General features: G+C 69.7%; 25 protein-coding genes. 14 read left to right on the forward strand and 11 right to left on the reverse strand.

Annotation, left to right across the window (positions count from 1 at the left end; translation table 11 throughout):
* The first annotated feature begins 10 nt into the window (after positions 1–10).
* Positions 11–454 (forward strand): (deoxy)nucleoside triphosphate pyrophosphohydrolase, encoded by a 444-nt coding sequence (locus AB0B98_RS29460; protein WP_357366802.1) that lies wholly within the window; start codon positions 11–13, stop codon positions 452–454.
* 143 nt (positions 455–597) lie between these two features.
* Here the strand turns inward: AB0B98_RS29460 and AB0B98_RS29465 are convergent, their stop codons facing one another.
* The 6 genes from AB0B98_RS29465 to AB0B98_RS29490 form a co-directional block, all read right to left on the reverse strand.
* A complete protein-coding gene (locus tag AB0B98_RS29465) occupies positions 598–1,665 on the reverse strand; it encodes a succinate dehydrogenase/fumarate reductase iron-sulfur subunit (RefSeq protein ID WP_238668269.1) in 1,068 nt (355 codons plus the stop codon).
* The gene (locus tag AB0B98_RS29470) at positions 1,662–3,590 is read right to left on the reverse strand and encodes a fumarate reductase/succinate dehydrogenase flavoprotein subunit (RefSeq protein ID WP_238668268.1); all 1,929 of its coding nucleotides are present in this window, start codon (positions 3,588–3,590) and stop codon (positions 1,662–1,664) included. The genes AB0B98_RS29465 and AB0B98_RS29470 overlap by 4 nt, the downstream gene beginning before the upstream one ends.
* A 12-nt stretch (positions 3,591–3,602) precedes the next feature.
* Positions 3,603–4,409: a hypothetical protein gene (locus AB0B98_RS29475; RefSeq protein WP_112583731.1), complete on the reverse strand. Its 807-nt coding sequence runs from the start codon at positions 4,407–4,409 to the stop codon at positions 3,603–3,605.
* A gap of 244 nt (positions 4,410–4,653) precedes the next feature.
* Complete coding sequence (locus tag AB0B98_RS29480; protein WP_357366804.1) at positions 4,654–6,060, reverse strand: metallopeptidase TldD-related protein; 1,407 nt, start codon at positions 6,058–6,060, stop codon at positions 4,654–4,656.
* A complete protein-coding gene (locus AB0B98_RS29485) occupies positions 6,057–7,493 on the reverse strand; it encodes a TldD/PmbA family protein (protein ID WP_357366806.1) in 1,437 nt (478 codons plus the stop codon). The genes AB0B98_RS29480 and AB0B98_RS29485 overlap by 4 nt, the downstream gene beginning before the upstream one ends.
* Before the next feature lie 32 nt (positions 7,494–7,525).
* A complete protein-coding gene (locus AB0B98_RS29490; protein ID WP_357366808.1) occupies positions 7,526–8,074 on the reverse strand; it encodes a Uma2 family endonuclease in 549 nt (182 codons plus the stop codon).
* A 276-nt stretch (positions 8,075–8,350) separates the two neighbouring features.
* On the opposite strand from AB0B98_RS29490, the gene AB0B98_RS29495 reads away from it, so the two are divergent.
* The 12 genes from AB0B98_RS29495 (at position 8,351) to AB0B98_RS29550 (ending at position 19,726) form a co-directional block, all read left to right on the forward strand.
* Positions 8,351–9,406, forward strand: coding sequence for an ABC transporter ATP-binding protein (locus AB0B98_RS29495; protein WP_357366870.1), 1,056 nt, complete (start codon positions 8,351–8,353; stop codon positions 9,404–9,406).
* A complete protein-coding gene (locus tag AB0B98_RS29500) occupies positions 9,403–10,404 on the forward strand; it encodes a dipeptide ABC transporter ATP-binding protein (RefSeq protein ID WP_357366810.1) in 1,002 nt (333 codons plus the stop codon). The genes AB0B98_RS29495 and AB0B98_RS29500 overlap by 4 nt, the downstream gene beginning before the upstream one ends.
* Positions 10,401–11,408, forward strand: coding sequence for an ABC transporter permease (locus AB0B98_RS29505; RefSeq protein WP_238668264.1), 1,008 nt, complete (start codon positions 10,401–10,403; stop codon positions 11,406–11,408). Before AB0B98_RS29500 ends, AB0B98_RS29505 begins: the two co-directional genes overlap by 4 nt.
* A 10-nt stretch (positions 11,409–11,418) precedes the next feature.
* Positions 11,419–12,405, forward strand: a complete 987-nt coding sequence (locus tag AB0B98_RS29510; protein ID WP_238668263.1) for an ABC transporter permease — start codon at positions 11,419–11,421, stop codon at positions 12,403–12,405.
* A 156-nt stretch (positions 12,406–12,561) separates the two neighbouring features.
* Positions 12,562–14,304, forward strand: a complete 1,743-nt coding sequence (locus AB0B98_RS29515; protein ID WP_238668262.1) for an ABC transporter substrate-binding protein — start codon at positions 12,562–12,564, stop codon at positions 14,302–14,304.
* A 178-nt stretch (positions 14,305–14,482) separates the two neighbouring features.
* The gene (locus AB0B98_RS29520) at positions 14,483–14,800 is read left to right on the forward strand and encodes a metalloregulator ArsR/SmtB family transcription factor (RefSeq protein WP_145789175.1); all 318 of its coding nucleotides are present in this window, start codon (positions 14,483–14,485) and stop codon (positions 14,798–14,800) included.
* On the forward strand, positions 14,797–15,324 hold the full coding sequence (locus AB0B98_RS29525) for an SRPBCC domain-containing protein (RefSeq protein ID WP_357366813.1): 528 nt from the start codon (positions 14,797–14,799) through the stop codon (positions 15,322–15,324). The genes AB0B98_RS29520 and AB0B98_RS29525 overlap by 4 nt, the downstream gene beginning before the upstream one ends.
* Entirely contained in the window at positions 15,321–15,701 is a 381-nt protein-coding gene (locus AB0B98_RS29530) for a VOC family protein (protein ID WP_357366814.1), read from the forward strand. The genes AB0B98_RS29525 and AB0B98_RS29530 overlap by 4 nt, the downstream gene beginning before the upstream one ends.
* A 113-nt stretch (positions 15,702–15,814) precedes the next feature.
* Positions 15,815–16,768, forward strand: a complete 954-nt coding sequence (gene pip, locus AB0B98_RS29535) for a prolyl aminopeptidase (protein ID WP_357366815.1) — start codon at positions 15,815–15,817, stop codon at positions 16,766–16,768.
* A gap of 324 nt (positions 16,769–17,092) precedes the next feature.
* Positions 17,093–18,262 carry a helix-turn-helix transcriptional regulator gene (locus AB0B98_RS29540; RefSeq protein ID WP_357366817.1) on the forward strand — a complete coding sequence of 390 codons (1,170 nt, stop codon included), beginning with the start codon at positions 17,093–17,095 and terminating at the stop codon, positions 18,260–18,262.
* A 134-nt stretch (positions 18,263–18,396) separates the two neighbouring features.
* The gene (locus AB0B98_RS29545; RefSeq protein ID WP_357366819.1) at positions 18,397–18,564 is read left to right on the forward strand and encodes a hypothetical protein; all 168 of its coding nucleotides are present in this window, start codon (positions 18,397–18,399) and stop codon (positions 18,562–18,564) included.
* A complete protein-coding gene (locus tag AB0B98_RS29550) occupies positions 18,554–19,726 on the forward strand; it encodes a helix-turn-helix domain-containing protein (RefSeq protein ID WP_357366821.1) in 1,173 nt (390 codons plus the stop codon). Before AB0B98_RS29545 ends, AB0B98_RS29550 begins: the two co-directional genes overlap by 11 nt.
* A 22-nt stretch (positions 19,727–19,748) precedes the next feature.
* Here the strand turns inward: AB0B98_RS29550 and AB0B98_RS29555 are convergent, their stop codons facing one another.
* From AB0B98_RS29555 to AB0B98_RS29575, 5 genes are all read right to left on the reverse strand, one after another.
* The gene (locus tag AB0B98_RS29555) at positions 19,749–20,399 is read right to left on the reverse strand and encodes a response regulator transcription factor (RefSeq protein ID WP_357366822.1); all 651 of its coding nucleotides are present in this window, start codon (positions 20,397–20,399) and stop codon (positions 19,749–19,751) included.
* Entirely contained in the window at positions 20,387–21,607 is a 1,221-nt protein-coding gene (locus AB0B98_RS29560; protein ID WP_357366824.1) for a sensor domain-containing protein, read from the reverse strand. The genes AB0B98_RS29555 and AB0B98_RS29560 overlap by 13 nt, the downstream gene beginning before the upstream one ends.
* The gene (locus tag AB0B98_RS29565; protein ID WP_357366826.1) at positions 21,604–22,944 is read right to left on the reverse strand and encodes an FtsX-like permease family protein; all 1,341 of its coding nucleotides are present in this window, start codon (positions 22,942–22,944) and stop codon (positions 21,604–21,606) included. Before AB0B98_RS29565 ends, AB0B98_RS29560 begins: the two co-directional genes overlap by 4 nt.
* The gene (locus AB0B98_RS29570; protein ID WP_357366828.1) at positions 22,941–23,678 is read right to left on the reverse strand and encodes an ABC transporter ATP-binding protein; all 738 of its coding nucleotides are present in this window, start codon (positions 23,676–23,678) and stop codon (positions 22,941–22,943) included. Before AB0B98_RS29570 ends, AB0B98_RS29565 begins: the two co-directional genes overlap by 4 nt.
* A 142-nt stretch (positions 23,679–23,820) precedes the next feature.
* Positions 23,821–24,723 carry an NADP-dependent oxidoreductase gene (locus tag AB0B98_RS29575; protein WP_357366830.1) on the reverse strand — a complete coding sequence of 301 codons (903 nt, stop codon included), beginning with the start codon at positions 24,721–24,723 and terminating at the stop codon, positions 23,821–23,823.
* 106 nt (positions 24,724–24,829) lie between these two features.
* Here AB0B98_RS29575 and AB0B98_RS29580 point away from each other — a divergent pair, with 106 nt between their 5' ends.
* Positions 24,830–25,228 (forward strand): helix-turn-helix domain-containing protein, encoded by a 399-nt coding sequence (locus tag AB0B98_RS29580; protein ID WP_357366832.1) that lies wholly within the window; start codon positions 24,830–24,832, stop codon positions 25,226–25,228.
* The last annotated feature ends 143 nt before the right edge of the window (positions 25,229–25,371 follow it).

The following is a 25,371-nucleotide window of genomic DNA, read 5'->3' on the forward strand; positions in this document are numbered from 1 at the left end:
CTGGACGCCCGTGCGGACCGAACGGGCGAATGATGGCGGGCAGGCCGAACGACGGGACCTGAAGGTGATCGTCGGTGCGGCGATCATCCGGGATGGGCGGGTGCTCGCCTGTGCGCGTTCCGCCCCACCCGAGGTAGCGGGCATGTGGGAGTTTCCGGGCGGAAAGGTCGAGCCGGGGGAGGCCGAGACCGACGCGTTGATCCGGGAGTGCGCCGAGGAGTTGGCCGTACGCGTCGAGATCGGCGACCGGGTCGGCCGCAACGTACGGATGGCGCACGGCCGGTCGGTGCTCAAGGTGTACGCGGCCCGCCTGCTCGGCGGCGACCAGCCACAGGCGCTGGAGCACGAGGCGCTGCGTTGGCTCACCGCCGACGAACTGGACTCGGTCACCTGGCTCCCCGCCGACGCCCCCATCGTGGCCGCCCTCCGCCCCCTCCTGCGCAGCTCTCGTTGATCATGAAGTTACTGCCACCGCGCGCGGCGTGTCGTGGCAATAACTTCATGATCAACGTGGGGTGGGGGTGGGGACCGGGGGTTGGGTGGGGCGTGGGACGGGGGCCGTGGCGACTGCCACGGCCCCCGTTGTTGTTCAGGTGATCAGTGCTTGTTGTCCTGCTCCGGGTGAGCGAAGTTGAGGTGCTCCGGAGGCAGCGGGAAGGTCACGTCGTCGCCGAACGGCGACGGCGCGGCGGCCCGGTCGAAGGTGAGCTCGGTCAGCGGCAGCTTGCCCCTGTCGTCGACCGCCGGAGCGGTCGGGTGCGGCACCTCCCGGTCCCAGTTGACGCCACTCTGCGCCTGCGCCTCGGCCCGCTTGTCGTGCGAGCCGCCCGCGTGCGAGTGGACCCCGGCCCTGGTCGCGCCCGACGAACTCGCCGAGCCCTGACGGGCGGTGGTCACGCTGGTCTGGGGCGTCTCGCCCCGACGGAAGATCTTGCTACCAAGCCACACAAGGGGATCGTACCTGCGGTCGACGACCCGTTCCTTCATGGGGATGATCCCGTTGTCAGTGATCTTGATGTGCTCGGGGCAGACCTCGGTGCAGCACTTGGTGATGTTGCAGAAGCCGAGGCCCTGTTCGGCCTGCGCGTACTCCTTGCGGTCGGTCCGGGCGTCCAGCGGGTGCATGTCCAGCTCGGCCGCCCGGATGAAGTACCGCGGGCCGGAGAACGCCTGCTTGTTCTCCTCGTGATCGCGGATCACGTGGCAGACCGTCTGGCACAGGAAGCACTCGATGCACTTGCGGAACTCCTGCGAGCGCTCCACGTCGACCTGCTGCATCCGGTAGTCACCCGGAGCCACGTCCGCCGGAGGGGCGAACGCAGGGGTCTCCCGTGCCTTCTCGTAGTTGAACGAGACGTCGGTGACCAGATCCCGGATGACCGGGAAGGTGCGCAGCGGGGTGACAGTGACCGTCTCGTCGTCGCCGAAGGTCGACATCCGCGTCATGCAACCCAGCCGCGGCTTGCCGTTGATCTCCATCGAGCAGGAGCCGCACTTGCCGGCCTTGCAGTTCCACCGGCAAGCCAGGTCGGGCGCGTCGGTGGCCTGCAGGCGGTGGATGACGTCGAGGACGACCTCGCCCTCGTTCACCTCCACCATGTAGTCCTGGAGGTCACCGCCGCTCTCGTCGCCCCGCCAGATCCGGAACTGACGCTTCCCGCTCATCGGTTGTCCGCCTCTCCAGCGTCGGCGACGAGGGCGTCGAAGTCGGCGAGCTCCTCGTCGGTGAGGTACTTGGCCAGCTCGGCCCGGTCGAAGAGGCCGATCAGCTCCGGCCGCATCTTCGGCAGCGGCTTGCGGGTCAGCTGCACCGTGTCGCCGTCCAGCGCGCAGACCAGGTTGACCTGCCGCCACTTCGGCTCCATCGCCGGGTAGTCCTCCCGGGTGTGCCCGCCGCGCGACTCCTGCCGCTCCAGCGCCGCCTTCGCCGTGCACTCCGAGACCACCAGCATGTTGCGCAGATCCAGGGCCAGGTGCCAGCCCGGGTTGTAGCGTCGGCCGCCGGCAGCGCTCACCTTGGCCACCCGCTCACGCAGCTCGGCGAGCCGGACCAGCGCGTCGGCCAGCTCACCCTCCCGGCGGATGATGCCCACCAGGTCACCCATGACCGCCTGGAGGTCCTGCTGAAGGGTGTACGGGTTCTCGCCAGTGTCCCGTTGCAGCGGCGCGAGGGCCGTCTCCACTGCCGCCTCGACCTCGTCCACCGCCACCTTCGGCCGGGCGGTCAGCCCGTCGGCGTAGCTGGCCGCGTGCCCGCCCGCCCGCTTGCCGAAGACCAGCAGGTCGGACAGGGAGTTGCCACCGAGTCGGTTCGAGCCGTGCATGCCACCGGAGACCTCACCGGCGGCGAACAGCCCGCGTACGTGGCCGAAGGCGGCACCCGAATCCGGGTCAACCTCGACGCCGCCCATCACGTAGTGGCAGGTCGGGCCGACCTCCATCGGCTCGGCAGTGATGTCGACGTCGGCCAGCTCCTTGAACTGGTGGTACATCGACGGCAGCCGGCGGCGGATCTCGTCGGCCGACCGTCGGCTCGCGATGTCCAGGAAGACGCCACCGGCGGGGGAGCCCCGGCCGGCCTTGACCTCGCTGTTGATGGCGCGGGCGACCTCGTCGCGGGGCAGCAGCTCCGGCGGGCGTCGGTTGTTGTCCGGGTCGGTGTACCAGCGGTCCGCCTCCTCCTCGGTCTCCGCGTACTGCTTGCGGAAGACGTCGGGGACGTAGTCGAACATGAACCGCTTGCCGTCGGAGTTCTTCAGGACGCCGCCGTCACCACGCACCGACTCGGTGACCAGGATGCCCTTCACCGAGGGCGGCCAGACCATGCCGGTCGGGTGGAACTGGAGGAACTCCATGTTGATCAGCGTCGCCCCGGCCCGCAGCGCCAGCGCGTGCCCGTCCCCCGTGTACTCCCAGGAGTTCGAGGTGACCTTGTAGGAGCGCCCGACGCCGCCGGTGGCCAGCACGACCGCCGGCGCCTCGAAGAGGATGAACTCGCCCGACTCGCGGTAGTAGCCGAACGCGCCGGCCACCCGGTCACCGTCGAGCAGCAGCTCGGTGATCGTCGTCTCGGAGAACACCCTGATCCGGGCGTCGTACGAGCCGAACTCCCGCTGGTCCTCCTGCTGGAGCGAGACGATCTTCTGCTGGAGGGTGCGGATCAGCTCCAGGCCGGTCCGGTCGCCCACGTGCGCCAGGCGCGGGTACTCATGGCCACCGAAGTTGCGCTGCGAGATCTTGCCGTCCTTGGTGCGGTCGAAGAGCGCACCGTACGTCTCCAGCTCCCAGATCCGCTGCGGCGACTCCTTCGCGTGCAGCTCGGCCATCCGGAAGTTGTTGAGGAACTTGCCGCCGCGCATGGTGTCGCGGAAGTGCACCTGCCAGTTGTCCCGGCTGTTCACATTGCCCATCGCGGCGGCGGCGCCGCCCTCGGCCATCACCGTGTGCGCCTTGCCGAACAGCGACTTGGAGATGATCGCGGTCTTCTTGCCGGCCAGCCGGGCCTCGATCGCCGCGCGCAGACCGGCGCCGCCGGCCCCGATGACGACGACGTCGTAGTGGTGTCGTTCGATGCGAGTGGTTGTGGTCATGTCAGGGGCCCTTTAGTTGATGAACCGCAGGTCGGAGAACCAGCCGGCCGCAAGCGCCATGATGTAGAAGTCGGCCAGCGCCAGGGTGCCGAGGGTGATCCAGGCGAGCTGCATGTGCCGGACGTTCAACGCCGAGACGAAGGTCCAGGCCTTGTACCGCACCGGGTGCTTGGAGAAGTGCTTGAGCCGGCCGCCGATGATGTGCCGGCAGGAGTGGCAGGAGATCGTGTACGCCCAGAGCATCACCACGTTGAGCAGCAGGATGATGTTGCCCAGCCCGAAGCCGAAGCCCTTCGGCGAGTGGAAGGCGAGTATCGCGTCCCAGGTGTTGATCAGCGAGATGATCGCGGCGGCGTAGAAGAAGTAGCGGTGCAGGTTCTGCCCGAGCAGCGGGAAACGGGTCTCACCGCCGTACTCCTTGTGCCCGTCCGGGACGGCGCAGGCCGGCGGCGACAGCCAGAACGACCGGTAGTACGCCTTGCGGTAGTAGTAGCAGGTGAGCCGGAACAGCAGCAGGAACGGCAGGGTCAGCGCGGCGTCCGGGATGATCCACCAGCCGGGCAGGAACCGGCCGAAGTGCGAGGCTTCCTCGACACACCGGTCGGTCACGCACGGGGAGTAGAACGGGGTCAGGTAGTGGAACTGGTCCACCCAGTACCACTTGTGCATGAAGACCCGGACCGTCGCGTACGCGACCCAGGCGCTGAGCCCGATCACGGTGATCAGTGGGGCGAACCACCATCGGTCGGTACGCAACGTCTTCGCCGCGATGGCGGCGCGCGCCCGCGCCCCCCTCGGCCTCGTTGCCGTTGAAGTCATTCGAGTCGTCTCCTCGACGGGCCCGTACGGGCGGGCTGGTCTCTCTCCGGTCGGCACGCGGACCGGCGAACCCGCACCCGCTGCCACGTCATGCGCACACCAACGACCACGCCGGATCGACCGACGCAGCTAAGTGACACACGTTACGCCGATCTCCGCGAGCCGTCCGCGCAAGGGAGTGTCCCGTGTGTCTGGCCTGCGGAAAAGCCCTCGACGCGCCGGTTGGCGCGCAGAATCGGGAACGTCAGCCGGAGGCTCCTCCGGTGAAGTGCCAGGAACCCAGCCGCAGCGACGGCGCCGCCCACCAGGCACCGTCCACCCGGTCCGGTTGGCGGACCGCCCGCGCCCCCAGCCCGAGCACCGCCCCCGGCCCGAGCGCCCGCGGGTACGACTCGGTGAACCGCAGGTCGCGGACCGCCCGGACCACAGTGCCGTCCTCGATCAACCAGACGCCGTTGCGGGTCAACCCGGTGACGACGAGGCTCTTCGGGTCGAGCACACGCGTGTACCAGAGGTCGGTGACCAGCAGGCCCCGGCGCACGCCGGCCACCAACGCGGCGGTATCCGCGTCGACGACCGCCCCGGCCGCCGCGCCGGTGGTGCTCCGGCCCACCGCGCTGGCCGGACCCGCCGACGCGCCGGTCAGCCGCAGGTTGCGGGGCATCGGGCCCCAGGTGGCACCGCCCGCTACCGCGTGCCCGGTGGACTCCGCACCCGCCTCGGCGGCGGTCCGGCGGTCGTGCGCCACCGCCCGGGTGGTGCCCGCCTCGACCAGCGTCAGCGCCCCTCGGCCGGTGCCCTCCGCGTCGAACGGCAACCCGGACCCGCCCAGCGGGTCGTCCACCACCGTCACCGCAGTGTCGAACTGGGCCGCGCCCGGCTCGGCGAACGACTGCCGCTCGGCGTACCGCTTGCCGTTGAAGCCGTAGAAGGACAAGTTCTGCAGGAGGTCCGCCACGGCGGCCGGCTCGAACACCACCTCGTAGTGCCCCGGCGGCAACTCGACCGGGTCGGCCGCCGCCTGCGCCTTCGCGGCCGCCTGCGCGCCCAACTCGGCGCCGTCGAGGTCGGACAGCCGGTCGGCGCTGCGCCGGGCCACCCCGTCCACGCCGTCGTGGCGGGCGATGCCGTCCATCGCCGCCTCCACCGAGCGGCCGTACGCCGAGTGCCCGGCCGAGTTCGCGAATGCCGACGAGCGGTGCGCGGTGCGGCAGTAACCGGCGGTGCTGAGGCCGCCGGCGGCGGCCACGAACGCCCCCACCCGATCGGCCCGCTGATCTGGCTCCGCGTGCGCGGTGGCCTCGTCGACGGGCGGGGCGTCCGGCGTGGGCATGGGCGGGGTCAGCCCCGGCCAACCCGCGTCGGGCGGGCAGAGCCGGGCCGCGGCCAGGGTGCGCTCCACCAGGGCGGACAACCCGTCGGCGGTGACCACGCTGCCGCCACCGGCAGCCGTCCGACCGTCGACGTGAACCCGCAGCCGAACCCCGACAGTGGACTCGGAGACGTTCTGGTGGATGCCCGAGTTGGCGAACCGGGTCAGCGCCAGGTCCGCCCGCGTCACCACCGCCTCGGCCTGCGCGGCCGGCCCGCCGAGACGGCGAACCAACTCCACGACCTGCCCCGCCAGCTCCACCTCCGTCGGCCCACTCATGCCGAGACCCCTACGCGGACGTTGCGGAACCGGGCTGGCGCGGCCGGGTGGCCGGTGTGCCCGACCTGGCCGGGTTGCCCCTTGCCGCAGTTGGGTGTCCCCCAGGAGACCGTCTCGCTGGAGAGCATGTCCATCGAGCGCCAGAACAACGGCCCGATCCCGGTGTACGTGGGGTTGCGCAACATCCGCCCCCGCCGCCCCTTCTTGATCTCCCAGCCGACCTCGCAGCCGAACTGGAAGTTGAGCCGCTTGTCGTCGATCGACCAGGACCGGTTGAGGTCCATCAGCACGCCGTCGTCGGTGGCCGCGATGATCTCCTCCAGCGTGTGTGGGCCGGGTTCCAGGCCGACGTTCGTCATCCGCACCATCGGCAGCCGGGCCCACCCGTCGGCCCGTACGCTGCCGCCGTAGTCGAGGCTGGCCATCGCTGCGGAATCCCGGCCGGCGAGCACACCCACCCAGCGGCCGTCCCGGACCGCGTCCCGCTTGACCGCCGGGGAGCCCTCGTCGTCGAAGCCGAAGCTGCCCAGCGCTCCCGGGATGGTCGGGTCGATGGTGATGTTCATCAGCTCCGAGCCGTAGCGCAGCGAGCCGAGCTGGGCCAGGTCCAGCCAGGACGTGCCGGCGAACGCCGCCTCCCAGCCGAGGATCCGGTCCAGCTCGATGGCGTGTCCGACCGACTCGTGAATCTGCAGGGCCAACTGCTCGCCACCGAGGATCAGATCCGTCTCGCCGGCCGGACAGAGCGGCGCGGTGAGCAGCGCCCGGGACTCCTCGGCGATCTGCGCGGCGTGCGCGGCCAGGTCCAGCGACTCGACAAGCTCCCACCCGGTGGTGCCGTACTGGCCCCGGTAGCTCGGCCAGGACCGGCGCTGCGTCTCGCCGTCACCGATCGAGGTGGCCGAGATGCCGCCGCCGCACTCGCGGATGCGCTGGTCGATCCGGTGACCCTCGCTGGAGACGAACCACTTCGCGGTGTCCCAGATCTGGTACAGGCCCTCGGCCAGGTCCGCGCCGTGCTCGGCCATCGTGCGGGTCGCGTCGACAAGCAGATCGCCCTTGTCCGACAGGGGAACCCCGAGCGGGTCGATCTGGCAGCCGGAGGCCCAGCTCGCGGTGACCGCCTCGACAGGCGCCAGGTCGACCGAAGGGCCCGGCACCCGCGCGCTCGCCATGGCGGTCCGCGTCGCGCGCCGGCCGGCGTCGCGGGCGGCGGCGTCCGACAGATCGGGTACGGCGTGGAAACCCCAGCTCGCCCCGACCAACGCCCGGACGCCCAGCCCGATGCTCTCGTCCTGCGTCAGCTCCTCCACGTCACCGTTGCGCGCGGTCATCGACTCGTAGCGGCGGTGCATCACCCGGGCGTCGGCGTACCGGGCGCCCGCGTCGAGGGCGGCCTGGACGGCGGCGGTGGCCGCGTCGAACTCGGTCATGGACCGACAGTAGGCCAGCCGACCGACACCCGTCAGGCCAGCAACTCCTCCGGCCGAATGGTGGCCCGCACCGGCTCCGTCAACTCCAACGCCTCGCCGCGCTTTGCGGTCGCCGCTTCGACGTAGTGGCCGCCTTGACGTCGGTAGAGGCGTAGCGTGCCGGTCTCCTGCTCCACCAGCAGGTACCACCCGATGCCGGCAGCCGCGTAGTAGTGCATCTTCAGCACCTTGTCCGTGGACGCGTTGCTCGGCGAAATGATTTCGCAGACCAGTTGGACGTCGGTCGCCTCGATGGTGAGCTCGTCGAGATCGATCGGGTTGGTGACGACGAGATCAGGGATCGGTATCCGACCGGGCCGGAGCCGGACGTTCACCGCCTCCAGTAGTTCGAGGCCGGCGGCCTTGGAGGCTGCTTCGAGGATGTTGCCGAGTCTGCGGGAAATGCGCTGGTGTCGGGGGGTGGGCGCTGGGGTCACGTGGAGGCTCCCGTCGAAGAGTTCGACGCGTTGCTGCGTCTCGCCGAGGGCGAGGTACTCCTCTTCGGTCCACGGGCCTTCGTGGTTGAACACCGCCGCGGTCATCGTCACCTCCACCTCGTGCCACGGGCATCCTCTGCTGGTTGCTCTCGCCATGGTCGCACCTGAAGTGCGGTAACGGCATGAACAGCCGTGGATGGCGAGGTGACGGGGGTGCGGGGCCGATGCCGACTCGTTACGCTCGGGCCCGCTGACACGTGCCGGCTTTGTAGCTTATTTTCACCCTCGGGACTTTGCTGTAAGTTCTCTTCGTCACTGAGGGAGGTGGCCGTGGACAGCTCGGAACCCTCGCCGTCCGGGGACCCGGACGACCGTCCCGCCGTGCCGGCGCAGCGCTCCGACCAGGACGCCTACCTGCGGGTGCATGATCTTCGGGTTCGGTTCGACACCGAGGACGGCGTGGTGCGCGCGGTCGACGGGGTGTCGTTCGCCGTCGAGCGGGGCCGCACCCTCGGCATCGTCGGTGAGTCCGGCTCCGGCAAGAGCGTCACCTCGCTGGCCATCCTCGGCCTGCACGACCCCAAGCGGACCACCATCACCGGGGACATCTCGGTGGGTGGCCGGCAGGTGGTCGGCCTTCCAGATGAGGAGGTACGCCGGCTGCGCGGCCGGGACATGGCGATGATCTTCCAGGATCCACTGTCGGCGCTGCACCCGTACTACACGGTGGGCCGGCAGATCGCCGAGGCGTACCGGGTGCATCACCCGAAGGCCAACCGGCGCGAGGCCCGCCAGCGGGCGGTCGACATGCTGGACCGGGTCGGCATTCCGCAGCCGGCGCGTCGCTTCGACCAGTACCCGCACGAGTTCTCCGGCGGCATGCGCCAGCGGGCGATGATCGCGATGTCCCTGGTCAACGACCCGGCACTGCTGATCGCCGACGAGCCGACCACCGCGCTGGACGTCACCGTCCAGGCGCAGATCCTGGACCTGCTCGCCGACCTTCAGGCCGAGTTCCACTCCGCGATCATCCTGATCACCCATGACCTCGGCGTGGTCGGCCAGGTCGCCGACGACGTGCTGGTCATGTACGGCGGGCGGGCCGTCGAGCGGGGCAGCGTCGAGCAGGTGCTCCGAGCGCCGCAGCATCCGTACACCTGGGGGTTGCTCTCCAGCGTGCCGTCGCTGCACGGCGACGCGGACGCGGACCTGCTGCCCATTCCCGGCAACCCGCCCAGCCTGATCAACCTGCCGCCGGGCTGCGCGTTCCACCCCCGCTGCCGGTACGCGGACCGCGCGGGCAGCCGCTCCCGCACCGAGGTGCCCGAGCTGCGAGCGGCCGGGGCCGACGGCCACCTGGTCGCCTGTCACCTGAGCGCTGAGGAGCGCGCGGCGTTCTACGCCGAGGACGTCGCATCCGTGGGGGTGGCCCGATGACCGATGAACCACTGCTGCGGGTACGCGGCCTGACCAAGCACTTCCCGGTACGCCAGGGGCTGCGCGCCACCGGTCTGGTGCGGGCGGTGGACGGGCTCGACTTCGACGTGCGCCCGGGTGAGACGCTCGGCCTGGTGGGGGAGTCGGGCTGCGGCAAGACCACCACCGGTCGGATGCTGGTGCGGCTGCTGGAGCCGACGAGCGGCAGCATCGAGTTCGCCGGGCGGGACATCACGCACGCCGGACGCCGGGAGCTGCGCCCGCTGCGCCAGGAACTTCAGATCATCTTCCAGGACCCGTACGCCTCGCTGAACCCTCGGCACACGGTGGGCCGGATCGTGGCGATGCCGCTACAGGTCAACGGGATCAAGCCGCCGGGTGGCATCAAGGCCCGGGTGCAGGAGTTGCTGGAGCTGGTCGGGTTGAACCCGGAGCACTACAACAGGTACCCGCACGAGTTCTCCGGCGGTCAACGTCAGCGCATCGGCATCGCCCGCGCGCTGGCCCTTCGGCCCAAGCTGATCGTCGCCGACGAGCCGGTCTCCGCGCTGGACGTCTCGATCCAGGCGCAGGTGGTCAACCTGCTGCGCAACCTGCAACGGGAGCTGGGCCTGGCGTTCGTGTTCATCGCGCACGACCTGGCGGTGATCCGGCACTTCAGCCAGCGGGTCGCGGTCATGTACCTGGGTCGGATCGTGGAGATCGGCGACCGGGCGGACATCTACGAACGACCCCAGCACCCGTACACCCGGGCGTTGCTCTCGGCGATCCCGGACGTCACCCAGCTCGGCCCGGCGGGCCGGATCCGGCTGACCGGTGATGTGCCGACCCCGCTCGACCCGCCCTCGGGCTGCCGGTTCCGTACCCGTTGCTGGAAGGCGCAGGACATCTGCGCCACCGAGGAGCCGGCGCTGGTGCCGCGCGACGGTGGTCGGCAGGCCACGGCGTGTCACTTCCCCGAGGTGGCGGCTCCGATCTTCGAGGAGGTGCCGTCGTGAGCCTGTCCCCGGTGGAGGGTGTGGCGCTGGCCGAGATCGAGTCCGACCCGGACGCGACCATGCCCGCCGCGAAGGGCGTCGTCGGCCGCTCACCCGGTCAGCTCGCCTGGATGCGACTGCGTCGCGACCGGACGGCAGTGGTCAGCGGCGTACTCCTGGTGTTCTTCCTGTTGTTGGGGTTGGCCGCCCCGCTGATCGAGATGGCCTACGGGATCGGGCCGCGGGAGCAGTTCCAGAACCTGCTGGATGGTTTCGGCATGCCGCTGGGCTACGCCGGCGGTGTCACCGGGGACCATTGGTTCGGTCTGGAGCCGAACCTGGGTCGGGACATCTTCATCCGGTTGATCTACGGGTTGCGGACGTCGCTGTTCATCGCGTTCGCGGCGGCGCTGATCACCGCGACGATCGGGGTCGTGCTGGGCGCGCTCGCCGGCTACCTCGGCGGCTGGCTCGACGCGGTGATCAACTGGATCACCGACCTGACCCTGGCCATGCCCTTCCTGATCATTGCGCTGGCGCTCACCCCGACCATCACGCTGCGCTTCTACGGTGAGCGGGGGCAGGTGTCGTCCGCCTTCGGGGTGGGCGTGCTGATCGCCGTCTTCGCCATCTTCGGCTGGACCAGCACTGCCCGGCTGGTTCGCGGGCAGGTGATCGCACTGCGCGAGCGGGAGTTCGTGGAGGCGGCCAGGGCCAGTGGGGCCGGGCTGGGGCACATGCTCTTCCGGCAACTGCTGCCCAACATCTGGGCGCCGATCCTGGTGTCGTTCTCCCTGGCGGTGCCGCAGTTCATCACCAGCGAGGCCGCGCTGTCGTTCATCGGTGTCGGTCTCAGCGACGAGACCCCGAGCTTCGGCCGGATGATCTACGACAGTCTGGACTTCCTCCAGACCGACCCGGCGTACGTGTTCTTCCCGGGCATCACGATCTTCGCGCTGGTGTTCGCCTTCAACCTCTTCGGCGACGCGTTGCGGGACGCGCTCGACCCGAAGTCGTCCCGGTAGGGGTGGACTCATGTCACGGTTTCTGATCAAGCGGCTGTTCTCCGCCACGCTGACCCTGTTCGCGGTGAGCGTGTTGACCTTCCTGATGTTCTTCGCTCTGCCGCGTGACCCGGTCAGCAGCATCTGCTCGAAGAACTGCAACCCCGAGCGGCTGGAGCGGGTCCGCGACGACCTGGGTCTGAACGACCCGCTGATCAGCCAGTACGCCGGTTACATGAAGGGCATCGTGACCGGACGCGACCTGGGCAGCGCCCAGGGCGGCCGGTGCGACGCGCCCTGCCTGGGCTGGTCGTACGTCACCAACGAGGCGGTCTCGGACACCATCGCCCGGGTGCTGCCGGTGACGTTGAGCATCGTGATCCCGGCGGCGATCCTCTGGTTGCTGCTCGGGGTCGGCCTCGGCATGGTGTCCGCGTTGCGGCGGGGCACCTGGCTGGACCGCCTGGCGATCGGCTTCTCGCTGACCGGGGCCTCGTTGCAGCTCTACTTCGTGGGCGCGGTGCTGCTGCTGGTGTTCGTCTACAACCTGCGGCTGTTGCCGGTGCCCAGCTACACGTCCCTCTTCGACAATCCGGCGAAGTGGGCCAGTGGGCTGGTGCTCGCCTGGGTGGCGCTGGCCTTCCTCTTCTCGGCGATCTACGCCCGGTTGTCCCGGGCGCAGATGTTGGAGACGCTGTCGGAGGACTTCGTCCGGACCGCGCGGGCCAAGGGCCTGGCCAAACCCACTGTGTACGGAAGGCACGCGCTGCGTGCGGCGATCACTCCGGTGGTGACCATCGCCGGCCTGGATGTGGGCGGGGCGCTGGGCGGCACGGTGATCACCGAGACGACCTTCGGCATCCAGGGCTTGGGGCGTACGGCGGTGGACGCGGTGCGCTCGGGTGATCTGCCCACCATCATGGCCACCGTGCTGATCGCCGCGGTCTTCGTGGTGTTGGCGAACGTGCTGGTGGACCTGCTCTACGCGGCCATCGACCCGCGGGTGCGGCTGCGCTGACCTGTCGATGTCCAGCGTGTGGCTGGTTGCTGGGCTGTGGCGGAAGTTATCGACAACTGTTACACAACTCGAAGGTTTTCTTCCTTACGATCCTCGGGACGTCGGCGGTTCTCGCCCCGACGAAATCGCACGGCACATGGGTGAAGGGGGTACTTCATGAGACCACGCGTGGTGGCTGCCGCAGGCGGCGCGATCGCTCTGGTTGTGGCATTGGGTGCGTGCTCGAAGAACACGGGCGAGGGCACCACCGTGAACACCGAGCGGCAGCAGACCGGGGTCATCGCGACCGACCCCAAGGACTCGCAGGGCCCGGCCGCCGAGGTGAGTGGGGCGCAGAAGGGCGGCACCTTCACCATCATCCGGGAGTCGCCGATCTCCCACCTCGACCCGCAGCGGACGTACTCGTTCGCCGGTCTGATGGCCAACCCGCTCTTCGCCCGCTATCTGACCACCTGGAAGGACGACGGCAAGGGCGGCCTGGTCCTGGTGGGTGACCTGGCCGAGACGCCGGGCAAGAACGTCAACAACGACTGCAAGGTCTGGGAATTCACCGTCAAGGACGGGGTGAAGTTCGAGGACGGCCGACCGATCACCTCCAAGGAGATCGCGTACGGCATCGCCCGGTCCTTCGACCCGGACCTCTCCGGTGGCCCGACCTACATCCAGGAGTGGCTGGCCGACACCCCGCAGTTCGACACCAAGTGGGACTTCAAGAAGAACAAGACGTCGCTGCCGCCGGGCCTCAGCACGCCGGACGCGAAGACGCTGCGCTTCGAGTTCGCCAAGCCCCGCTGTGACCTGCCGTTCGCGGTCTCGCTGCCGACCACCGCGCCACTGCCCGCCGACAAGGACACCGGCGTCGACCTGGACAAGCAACCGTTCTCGTCCGGCCCGTACAAGATCGCCAAGAACCAGGTCGGCGTGTCGATCACCCTGGACCGCAACCCCAACTGGGACCCGAAGACCGACGCCGTCCGGCACCAGTACCCGGACCAGTTCGTGTGGACCTTCGGCCCGACCGCGGACGCCGCCAACAACCGGGTGATCGCCGACAACGGCGCCGACCAGAGCGCGCTCGCCTTCAACACCGTGCCGGCCTCGCTGGTCGCGAAGGTCGCCGGGGACGCCGCGCTCAAGTCGCGGACGATCCTCTCCCCGACCCCGAGTGCCAACCAGCTCGTCATCAACAACCAGCGGGTCACCGACCTGAAGGTCCGGCAGGCGCTCAACTACGCCGTCGACCGCGAGGGCATGATCAAGGCGCTCGGCGGCCAAACCGTCGCCGCGCCGCTGACCACGCTGATGCCGCCGGCCACCATCGGTTACAAGGCGTACGAGGCGTACCCGGCCGGCCCCAACGGCAACGTCGACAAGGCCAAGGAGCTGCTCGGCGGCAAGACGCCGGAGCTGGTCCTCGGTGTCGCCGACAACTCCACCGAGCAGCAGCAGGGCGCGCAGCTCAAGGCCAACCTGGAGCGCGCCGGCTTCAAGATCACGCTGCGGAACATCTCGGACGACGCGAAGCTCGACGAGATCAAGAAGAAGGACAACCCCTGGGACCTGTACATCGGTAACTGGGCGGCGGACTGGCCGAGCGGGGCCTCGATCCTGCCGGTGCTCTACGACGGTCGCACCATCAAGGCCGAGGGCAACAGCAACCAGTCCTACTTCAACGACCCGGCGGTCAACGCCGAGATGGACCGCATCCTCGCGCTGGCCCCGGCCGAACAGGGCCCGGAGTGGGCCAAGCTCGACGAGCGGATCATGAAGGAGCACGCGCCGGTGGTGCCGTTCTACGTCGACGTGGCCTACAACGTGCACGGTTCCAAGGCCGGCGGGATCTTCATCTCCAGCGTCTTCGGCTACCCGTCGTTCGTGAACGCGCACGTCAAGCCGTAATTCACACCGCACACATTCAGGGGTCCCCTTCCGACAACGTCGTCGGGAGGGGACCCTTCTGTTCCTGCCGATCCGCTGCGACTTCAGCACGGCGTGCAGTGAGCACCGGGCAGAACTCGCACCCCCCAGATCGAACGTAACCTTGTGGGTACGTACCCGCGCGGTTACATTCGTGGTCATGGACGCCGTGTTGCACGCGCTGGCAGACGAGAGCCGGCGCACGGTTCTCGATATTCTCCGCGACCGCCCGGCGAGTGCAGGAGAGCTGGCCGAGGCTCTCCCGATCGCTCGCCCGGGCGTGTCCCGGCATCTCCGCGTGCTGCGGGAAGCCGGGCTTGTCGACGTACGCCAGGACGCGCAGCGCCGGATCTACACACTCCGCCCGGAGGCGCTCGTCGAGGTCGACGAGTGGCTGGGGGAGTACCGCCGACTCTGGGAGAACCGGCTCGACGCTCTTCACACCGAGATCGCACGAGGAAAGAAGGCGCAACGATGACCACGATCGCGACGATGCGAACGCTCGACGAGACCCGCGGAGCAGTCCGGGTCGAGAACCTCTACGACACGGACATCGGCGACCTCTGGCAGGCGTGTACGACACCCGAGCGGCTGGCCCGCTGGATGGCCCGGGTCGATGGCGACATGCGGGTCGGCAGCACGATCCAGGCCGTCTTCACGAGCAGCTGGACCGGTCCGGCGCGCATCGAGGTGTGCGATGCGCCCCACCACCTGCTGCTGACGACGAAGCCGGGTACGGACGACGAGGGGCAGATCGAGGCGTGGCTGACCGACGAGGGCTCCAAGACCCGGCTGGTGGTCGAGGAGCGCGGACTGCCGATAGGGCATCTCCCGTTCCACGCCTCTGGTTGGCGGGTCCACCTCGACGATCTCGGTCGGTCGCTGGAGGTCGACGGCCCGGTCCATCCGGAGGGCTGGAGCTCCGATGTCAGAGCGCGCGGATGGGAGGAACGCTGGGAAGAGCTCACGCCGGCATACCAGCAGATGGAGATCGTTCGATGACGGACCTGATCAGGCTCAGCTTGACGACTGTCAATGCGCCCGACGCAATCGCACTCGCGCGGTTCTACGCCGAGATCACCGGCGGGGTGGCGAAGGGTGACGAGTCCTGGGCGCTTGTAGAAGGGCCGAACGGTGACATCGGGTTCCAGCAGGTCGCCGACTACCGGGCGCCCACCTGGCCGGACGGCGAGATGGGGATGCAGATGCACCTCGAGTTCCTCGTCGACGACCTGGAGGCGACCGGAGCGCGTGTGCTGGCGGCCGGCGCTACCCGATTCGAGCATCAGCCCAACGCGGACCACTGCTTCGTCTACGCCGACCCGGCCGGGCATCCGTTCTGCCTGTCCACGTGGGGGACCCCGAGAGTCGGCGACTGACTCAGCTCGTTCGGGCACCTGTTGGTCAGGCGCGGACCAACGTGCCGGTGCCGGAACGGGCCGAGCGTGGATTCGGGGGTGTCAGGCGATGACGGGACCGCGGGGGTTGAATGATGGACTGGTATCCGCCCGTCGAGCCGTACGACTCCGGGATGCTCGACGTCGGCCACGGCAATGAGCTCTACTGGGAACTGTGCGGAAATCCCGACGGCAAACCCGCGGTGTTCCTGCACGGCGGTCCCGGCGGTGGCCTGCTTCCGGACAATCGGCGGTACTTCGACCCGTCCGGTTACCGGGTCGTGCTGTTCGACCAGCGAAACTGCGGTCGTAGCCGGCCCTTCGCGGGCGACCCGAAGACGTCACTGGAACACAACACCACCCCGCACCTGGTGGCGGACATCGAACGGCTACGCGAGCACCTGGGGATCGAGCGATGGCTCGTCCTCGGCGGCAGTTGGGGCAGCACCCTCGGCCTGGCCTACGCCCAGGCCCATCCCGAGCGGGTCACCGAACTCGTGCTCCGTGGCGTGTGGCTGGTTCGCAGGTCGGACGAGGCCTGGTCGTTCACCCCGGCGGGCGCGGCGCACCTTTTTCCCGCCGAGTGGGCGGCCTTTTGTGCCGCGATCCCCGTGACGGAACAGGACGACCTTGTCGGCGCCTATGGCCGCCGCATTTCCGACCCCGACCCCGCGGTCCACGGCCCGGCGGCCCGCGCCTGGATGAGCTGGGAGCTCTCGGCCAACACCCTGCTGCCGATGACGCCGCCCGTCATCGACGACAGCAGCCTGCTGGCGTTCGCCCGCATCACACACCACTACATCAGCAACGGCGGCTTCCTCCCGCCGGAAGGTCTCCTGGCGGGCGTCGACCGCATTCGACACATCCCGACTGTCATCGTGAACGGCCGTTACGACATCAAGACGCCGCCGAACCAGGCCTGGGACCTGCATCGGGTCTGGCCTGAGGCAAAGTTCCACATCGTGGAGGACGCAGGCCACAGCGGCTCCGAACCTGGCACTCGCAGCCTGCTCATCGAAGCCACCAACCAGTTCCTCGCGCCGATGTGATCTTGAGCCGACGTAATAGCCTGTTGAGGGCGAATCCGTACTACGCCATCCGCAAAGCCAACTGCGGATCAGTCGGCGAAACTTCTACTCGGGCGAGGTGTTGTAGTTGTCGAGTGTCGCCTTGGCCGTGGACGCATCCCGAAATGTCAGCTCCAGAAGCTGTCACGCCGGTGCAGTGAGTGATCAGAGGCCACGCAGATGTCCTTGCGGCGACGACAACGGGAGCGTCCAATCAGCATGATGCCGTGTTTGCTCGACGCACTGTCCGTAGCAGTAGTTCGCCGATCCTCTCTGAGCTGTCCTGCCGTCGATTAGGGGCCCCTCGTGTCGCAGGTCGATCCACGCTTCGGTGCCCAACTTCGCGCACTGCGGACCAGCAAAGGACTGTCTCTGCGGGCGCTTGGTCAGCTCGCTCATCGGGGCAAGAGCCACCTGCACGATCTGGAGACCGGGGCGAAGGCCCCCACCCCTGACACGGCTCGGCACCTCGACGAAGTGTTGCGAGCCGACGGGGCGCTCGTCCGTCTGGTGGACCAGCCCGTCGACCACGACGCCGAGGCCGGTGAGCTGCTGGCTCGGGTACGGGCCAGCGATGTCAGCGCCGAGACGCTCGTGCGGATCGAGGCCGGAGTAGACGACCTGGCGAGCGCGTACGCGCTCTCGCGGCCGGTCGAGCTACTTCCGAGGGTGCGTCGGCAGTTGGCATATGTGGAACGGCTGCTCGATGGGCGTGGCACTTTGGCGCAGCGGCGGCGGCTCGTCATTGCCGGTGGCTGGCTGACGGTGCTGAGGGCGACGGTGCACATCGATCTGCTGCAACAGCCCGCCGCAGGCGCTCATCTGCGTACGGCCATGGCTCTTGCCGAGCATGCGGAGCATCCGGAGATCCAGGCGTGGTGTCTGGAGACGCAGGCGTGGGACTGGCTCACCCGGGGTGACTGCCGGCGGGCGATGAACCTCTCGCGGCAGGCGCAGCGGGTCGCGCCTCAGGGTAGTTCCGCGTACATCCAGGCGACCGCCCAGGAAGCGCGGGTGTGGGCGCGCTTGGGTGATGTGCGGCGGACGCGTGATGCGCTGGATCGTCTGGAACTGTTGACAGCGAACTTGCCGGTGCCCGAGCGGGCCGAGCACCACTACCGGTACGACCCGACGAAGGCGTTGGCGTACACGGCGACCACGCTGTCGTGGGTGGGCGACCCGGCCGCCGAGCTGATGGCCCGGACTGCCTTGGCGGAATTGGACCCGCGCGGCGATGGTGGGGAGCGGCCACGGCGCTCCGCTTCCGCCCGTCTGGATCTCGCGATGGCACTGGTGGCCGGCGACCAGCCGGATGAGGCGAGTGTCGTCGCCGCCGATGCGGTCCGCTCGGGGCGAGTGGTGTCCTCGAACTGGTGGCGGGCGCGGGAAGTGCTCCGAAAGGTCGAGGGCACCGGGACGGCGGAAGCGGCCGCGTTCCGTGAGGTCTACGAGGCGTACCGGCCCGTGGCCCGATAGCGGACGGCACGCGCGACCAGCGGACACCCGCTAGCTTTCTGTCACTCACCGTTCACCAGATGCTGAGTGAGGGCGGGATCAGTACGAACAGGTCGCCAAAGCGAGACCACCTGCCCCTGCCAGCGGAGGTGGGAATGAGCGGCAAGGACGACGCCGGCACGTCGTACACGGGCGAGCAGATCGACGCTGCCGAACGGGAAGAAGCCAAACGCCGGTTGCTCGCGCAGGCCGAGGCCGAACGGATACCGGTGCAGCAGACGACTCGGGCGGTGCCGGATCGGCGGTGGCGGGGTGAGCCGTGATCCGGTGCCGATCGGCCGGCGGGTCGCGTACCTGCGGGTGCGGCGGAGGTTGTCGCAGCAGTCGTTCGCGGATCGGTTGGGGAAGTCAAAGAGCTGGGTGGACAAGGTCGAGCGTGGGGTCCGTTCCCTGGAGCGGGTGTCGACCATCCGGGAGATCGCCGCGGTGCTGCGGGTCGATCCCGCAGCCCTGCTTGGCCGTGATGTCCAGCCCGCCGGGGTTGTCGAGCGTCGCGAGGGCGTCGCGCGGATTCGGGCGGCGCTGTCGGCGTACCCAATGGCTTTTGGTCGTCTGGCGGACCGTGACGTGATGTCGCCCGATCGGTTGGCTCGGGAGGTGCGTCATGCATGGATGACCTTCCAGCACGCCCGGTACCCGCGTCTGATCGAGCTGCTGCCCACTGTGGTGACCGAGGTGCATCGCGCCCACGCGCAGGACCCGGAGGCCGGACGGGCGGCGGTGGTCGAGGCGTATCGGGTGACGGCGGCGCTCCTGGTCAAGCTGGACGAGGGGAGCCTCGCCTGGTTGGCGGCTGATCGGGCGATGTCCGCCGCCGCTGGTGACCGGGTCTTGTTGGCCTGCGCGGCGGTGCAGCTTGGCCAGGTGTTGCGGGCATCGGCTCGTGCCGGGCCGGTGATGCTCGCCGCCGCTTCCCAGATCGCTTCGCGCACGCCGGAGGAGATGTCGCTACGGGGATCGCTGCTCGTGCAGGCCGCGCTGATCGCGGCCAGGGCCGGTGATGATCGGATGTTCGGTGAGCTGTTGGACGAGGCCGCCGAGTTGGCCGCTCAGGTGGGCGACGGTCACGACCATTACCGGACGGCGTTCGGGCCGACTGCCGTCGAACTGGTATGGGTCGCTGCCGCCGTGGAACTGGGCGACGGGCCACAGGCGGTCGCCCGCCACGAGAAGGCGATCGGGCGGGACGGGTGGCGGTGGCTGCCGGTCGAGCACCGCGCTGCGCACCTGATCGATGCGGCGCGCGCATACCTCCACACGGATGACCTCGCCAACGCGGCGCGGGTCCTGTTGCGGGCCGAGCGCATGGCGCCCGCTGAGATCCGCGACCGGCCAGCCGTGCGGGACGTGGTCGCCCAGGTCGCCCGCGACCCGGGTGCCCCACCGACGATCACGCAGCTCGCCATCGGCCTCGGGGTGCTGTGAGTCGACAAACCGCTGGAGCGCCTCAGCGCGCCGCGTTCAGGTAGCGCAGCACGGCGAGCACTCGCCGATGGTCGGTCCGCGCCTGGGGTAGGTCCAGCTTGGTGAAGATGGCTGTCACGTGCTTCTCCACGCTGCGCGGGGCGAGGTGCAGCGACTCGCAGATGGCAGCGTTGGACCGGCCCTCGGCCAGCATCCCCAGGACCTCTCGTTCCCGCTCGCTGAGGCGAGCGACGCCCGCGTCCACCGCCGGGGCCGCCAGCAACTGCCGCACCACCTCCGGGTCCAGTGCTGTCCCGCCGTCGGCCACCCTGCGCAGCGCGTCGACGAAGTCGTCGGTGCTGACGATGCGGTCCTTCAACAGGTACCCGACCCGCCCGGGGTGCTCGGCGATCAGTTGTCGCGCGTACCGGGTCTCCACCCACTGTGAGAAGACCAGCACGCTGATCTCCGGGTACGCCGCCCGGATCGCCAGTGCCGCCCGCAGGCCTTCGTCGGTGAAGGTCGGTGGCATCCGCACGTCGACCACCGCCGCGTCCGGCCGATGCTCGCCGATCGCCGCCAGCAGGTCGTCTCCGTTGTCCACGGTCGACACCACGGAGATGCCGTGATCCGTCAGCAACAATCTGATCCCGTCGCGCAGTAACGGGTTGTCCTCGGCGATCACCACTCGCACGGCAACTCCACTGTGATAGTCGTCGGCCCGCCGGGCGGGCTGTCCACCCGCAGCGCGCCGTCCAGCGACTCGGCCCGCCGGGCCAGCCCCGCCAGACCCGTACCCTTGCTCCCCGGCACTGCCCCGCCGCGCCCGTCGTCGGTGACGGTCAGGCGGAGCACGCCACCCAGCGCCCGAAGGTCCAGCCGGATCCGGCTGGATCCGGCGTGCTTCGCCACGTTGGTGAGCAGTTCGGCGGCGCTGAAATAGAGCGCGGACTCCATGTCGGGCGTTGGCCGCCGGGGCAGGTCCACGTGTACGTCGACGGGCACCGCGCTGCGCGCGGCCAGCGTCTCGATAGCGGTGCTCAGGCCGGCGTCCAGCGCGGGCGGGTGAATCCCCCGCACGATGTCCCGCAGCTCGGTAAGCGCCTCCACCACCGCGCCCTGGGCCTGCGCCACCATAGTCCGCAGCTCCGGTTCGCCGGCTCGCCGCTCGATGCGCGACAGCGCCACGCCCAGCGCGACCAGCCGGGCCTGCGTGCCGTCGTGCAGGTCCCGCTCCACCCGCCGCAGCAGCGCCGCCGCGTCCGCCCGCAACGCGGCCCGGCTGGCCTCCAGCGCCGCTATCCGGGCTCGCTCCGGGCCCGGCTCCAACAGCGCCCCCACCAACCGCCGGTCCAGCCACACGATGAGCCGGAAGTACCACGGAAACACCAGCAGCGCCGCCAACCCCTGCGCGGCCAGACCCCAGGGACCACCCCACGGCGGATCCTGCGGAAACCGGTGCATCCAGGCGGGAGAGGTGATCCCTAGCAGCCCACCGACGATGAGGACCCCGCCGAGGTAGCCGGCCGCCGCCATCAGCGGCAGCCGGGCGAAGCAGTACGCGAGGGCCTTCCAACCGCTGGCGTCGGTAAGCACCGCGGCGGCCCAACGCACCGGGCCCGACCCGCCGCGGCGTACGGGCGGCGGGTTCGGCCAACTCCAGCCGAGGAAGAGCCGGGCCGGCCCACGGAAGTACCGGACTGTCAGCCGGGCCAGCACCAGCACACCGGTCAGTAGCGGCAGCCCGATCGTCAGCAGCGACAACGCGGAGAACACCAACCCCAGCAGCGCGAGCGCGAACGTCGGCACGGCCAGTACCGCGCCGGTGACCGCGTACCCGACCTCACGCCAGGTACGGGCGGCCACCGGCGCACGCAGGACCGTGCCGACGACCGATCTCACGGGTCCACCACCAGCGACTCCACTGCCGGGCGGCGCATCGCTACCACCGCCGGCACCACGGTGCCCAACAGGACCAGACCGATCACCGCGGCCAGGCCGACGATCAGCTGCCCGCTCGGCAGGTACGGCATCCACGTGCCCAGCATGCCGTGCAGCATCGGCACCACTGTGACCATCGCGACCACCGTACCCACCGCCATCGCTGTCACCGTCACCGTCAGGGCTTCGCAGACGACCACGGCCAGCGCCCGCATCCTGCTCGCGCCGACCAGCCGGGTCACCGCAAGTTCCCGGCGCCGGGCCAACAACACGGTCACCAGCGTGTTCACAGCGGCTACCGCAGCGAAGGCCACGTAGACGGCAGTGCCGGAGTACTCCGTCCACACCTGCGCCGGTGGGTCGGGCACTGCGCGCACATGTATGGACGTGGTGTGCGTGACCACCTTCACCATGGCGAACGCGATCGCCAGAACCAGCGGCACCAGGGCGCCGGACAGCGCCTTGGATCGCACCGCGAGGTTGTCCGCGGCCAGCGCTCCGGTGCCCCCGAACAGTCGCGCCAGCGGTGCGACCAGCCGCAGCAGGACCGGGCCGAGGAAGCCGGCCCCGACGCACATCGCCAGCATCGTGAAGAAGCTCGACCCGTCGGCCTTGGCCGGGTCGCCCTTCGCGATCAGGATCGACAGCACAACGCCGCCAGCCACCAGTACCACCCCGATCGCGGTACGCACGAAGCTGACCTGACGCCGCGCGACGGCCGTCTCGGTCAGTGCGGCGGCGGGGCGTACTCGCGCCGGGCGCACCGCCGCGACCAGCGCACCAACCAGCGACGCCCCGACGGTGATGCCCAACGCGGCGGGCAACGCCGCGGCCGAACTGTGGAACGTCACGCCGGGCGGAATCACCCCGTGCCCGGTGAGCCCCGCCAACCAGGTGTGGGCGAGCAGGGCGCCGAGCGGCACCCCGAGCACTGTCGCCGGCACTGCCACCGCAGCGGCCTGGACAGCCACCGCGCGGCGCACCAGCGCGGGAGTGGCACCGATCGCCCGCACCAGCGCGATGTCCCGACCCTGCCGGGCGATCGACGACGTCATGGTCAACCCGACGATCAACGCGGTCAGGTACACCGACACCACCACGAACAGCACCGCCATCTCGGGGATCCCGCTCTCGGTCAGCGCCTGCCGCGCGGCCGGGTCCAACCGCGCGTCGGATATCGAGGAACTGGCGCCGAGCGCTCCGGACACCAGCGCGGCGGCCAGGCACTGCGTGACGAACGGTCCAGCGAAGGCCCACGGCTGCTTGCGCAACGCCTGCCTGGTCAGCCCCGCGTTCACCGGGCCACCATCGGGTCAGACACGGTGGCGGCCAGCCGCTGCGCGATGCTCGTCGGATCGGGCGTCGGGCCGTCCGCCACCACCTCGCCGTCGCGCAGCAGGATGAGCCTGTCGCTCCACGCCGCTGCCATCGGGTCGTGGGTGACCATCACCACAGTCACCCCGGCCCGGTCCACCCCGTTGCGAAACAACTGCAGAACCTGCCCACCGGTGGTCGGGTCCAACGCCCCGGTGGGCTCATCCGCGAACACCACGGCGGGACGGCCAGCCAACGCACGGGCAATGGCGACCCGCTGACGCTGGCCACCGGACAACTCACCGACCGACCGGCCAGCAAGCCCGGACAGCCCGACCTCGGCCAGCACCTCGTCGAGCGGACGCGGACGCGGGCCACCCAACCGACGGGGCAGCAGCACGTTCTGCCGCACCGTCAGCTCGGACAGCAGGTTGTACGACTGGAAGACGAAACCCACCCGGTCGCGGCGCAGCCGGGTCAGGGCGCCTTCGCGCATCCGCGTGACGTCCCGGCCAACCAGCCGCACCCGGCCTGACGTCGGCCGGTCCAGCCCGGCCGCGCACTGCAACAGCGTGCTCTTGCCCGATCCGGTAGCGCCCATCACCGCCACGAACGTGCCGGCCGCCACCGTTAGTGAGACGGTGCGAAGAGCGGCGACCGGCCGGCGGCGCGAGCCGTAGCTGCGGGTCACCCCGTCGAGTTCCACCACGTTGTCCATGCGTTCCAGCCTCGGCGCTGGCGGGGGCACGGACATCCGGGTGGCCCGCACGGTACGGGTGCGGTTATCCGTACCGTCCCGTGAGTCTGTCCACGACGCCCACCATGCGATCTCAACCGGCGTGAGATGCGAGAGGCACGGATCAGGGAACGATCACCACGCCGCCGCGCACGCCGCCCTGGGCCAGCCGCTCGTGGGCGCTCGCCGCGTCGGCGAAGGGGTACACGTCGGCGACCCGGAGCGGGATGTCGCCGCTGGTGACGAGTTTGACCAGTTCGCCCAGCCGGGTTCCGTCCGGTAGCACCTCCAGCGCGACGGACCGGATCCCGCGCACCGGCTCCGGGCGAAGCGGGGGTGACGCGGCCACGTAGCCGCCGCCGTCCCGAACGAGGTCCAGCAGCGAGGAGCCGATCACCGCCAGGTCGACGACCGCGTCGAACGTCCCCGTCGGATCGTCGTCGCGCGACAGGAACGCCGCGCCCAGCGACTCGACGAACTCGCTGTCGTCGGTCCCGGCCAGTCCGGTGGCGTGCAGGCCGGCCGCCCGGGCCAGCGCCAGAACGAACCCACCGACCTGCCCGGCGGCGCCGGTGACGAGCACCGTCGAACCTGCCGGGAGCGCGAGCAGGTCGAGTGCCTGGGCGGCGGCGAGGCCATTGGTCGGCAGGGTCGCCGCCTCGATGGCGGGGACGCCGGCGGGCGCGGAGGTCAGCCAGGCGGCGTCGAGGACCACGTACTCGGCGTGGGCGCCGACAGTGGTCTGCAGCCAGGGCGAGAAGCCGATGACCTCGTCGCCGATCGTGAACTCGTCGACCGACGTGCCGACCGCGTCGACGCTGCCGGCAACGTCCCAACCGGGCGTGTACGGCAGACCGGTCGGCAGCGGAGCCGGGAACCGACCGGAGCGGACCATCAGATCAACCGGATGGACAACCGACGCCGCGACCCGCACCCGCACCTGCCCGGGCCCCGGCTCGGGCACCGGCACCTCGGCCACGTGCAGGACCTCCGGCCCTCCGAACTCTGCGTAGCTGACTGCGCGCATCGCCGTCTCCTTCGTGGGATTTCGTGATCACCACGACCGTACGAATCACAGGCACTGTGAGAAAGTAGGTACCTTAAAGTGCCTAGGGCACCAAGGAGGCAAGAGAATGGCGACGTCGACCGCAGCGCAACGCCGCGAACAGGCCAAACGCGACTACGACGCGTTCCTGGAGCAGTGCCCGACACGTGAGCTGCTGAGCAGGCTCACCGACAAGTGGGTCGCCCTGGTGATCCCAGCGCTCGTCAACGGCCCGCAGCGGCACGGCGAACTCGCCCAGCGCATCGCCGGCGTCAGCCAGAAGATGCTCACCCAGACCCTGCGCACCCTGGAGCGCGACGGCCTGGTCACCCGCACTGTCACCGCCTCGGTGCCGGTCCGCGTCGACTACGAGCTCACCCCGCTCGGCCACGAGCTGTTCCCGGTCATGATCGCGATCAAGAACTGGGCGGAGACGCACATGGACCGCGTCTTCGAAGCCCGGACCCACTACGACGTACGCCCCTAAGAACCGGCGACGGCGGTCACCTCGGAGGCCGCGGCGACGTATTCGCCAAGATCACCATCACGTGCCGCTGTGTGCAAGAGGAGATCTTGGACAGTTTCCGTTCCGTGCTGACGGAAAGTGTCCAAGATTCACGGCCCCGGCGT

The sequence above is a fragment of the Micromonospora sp. NPDC048947 genome (genome assembly GCF_040649495.1).
Classification (GTDB): domain Bacteria; phylum Actinomycetota; class Actinomycetes; order Mycobacteriales; family Micromonosporaceae; genus Micromonospora; species Micromonospora alfalfae.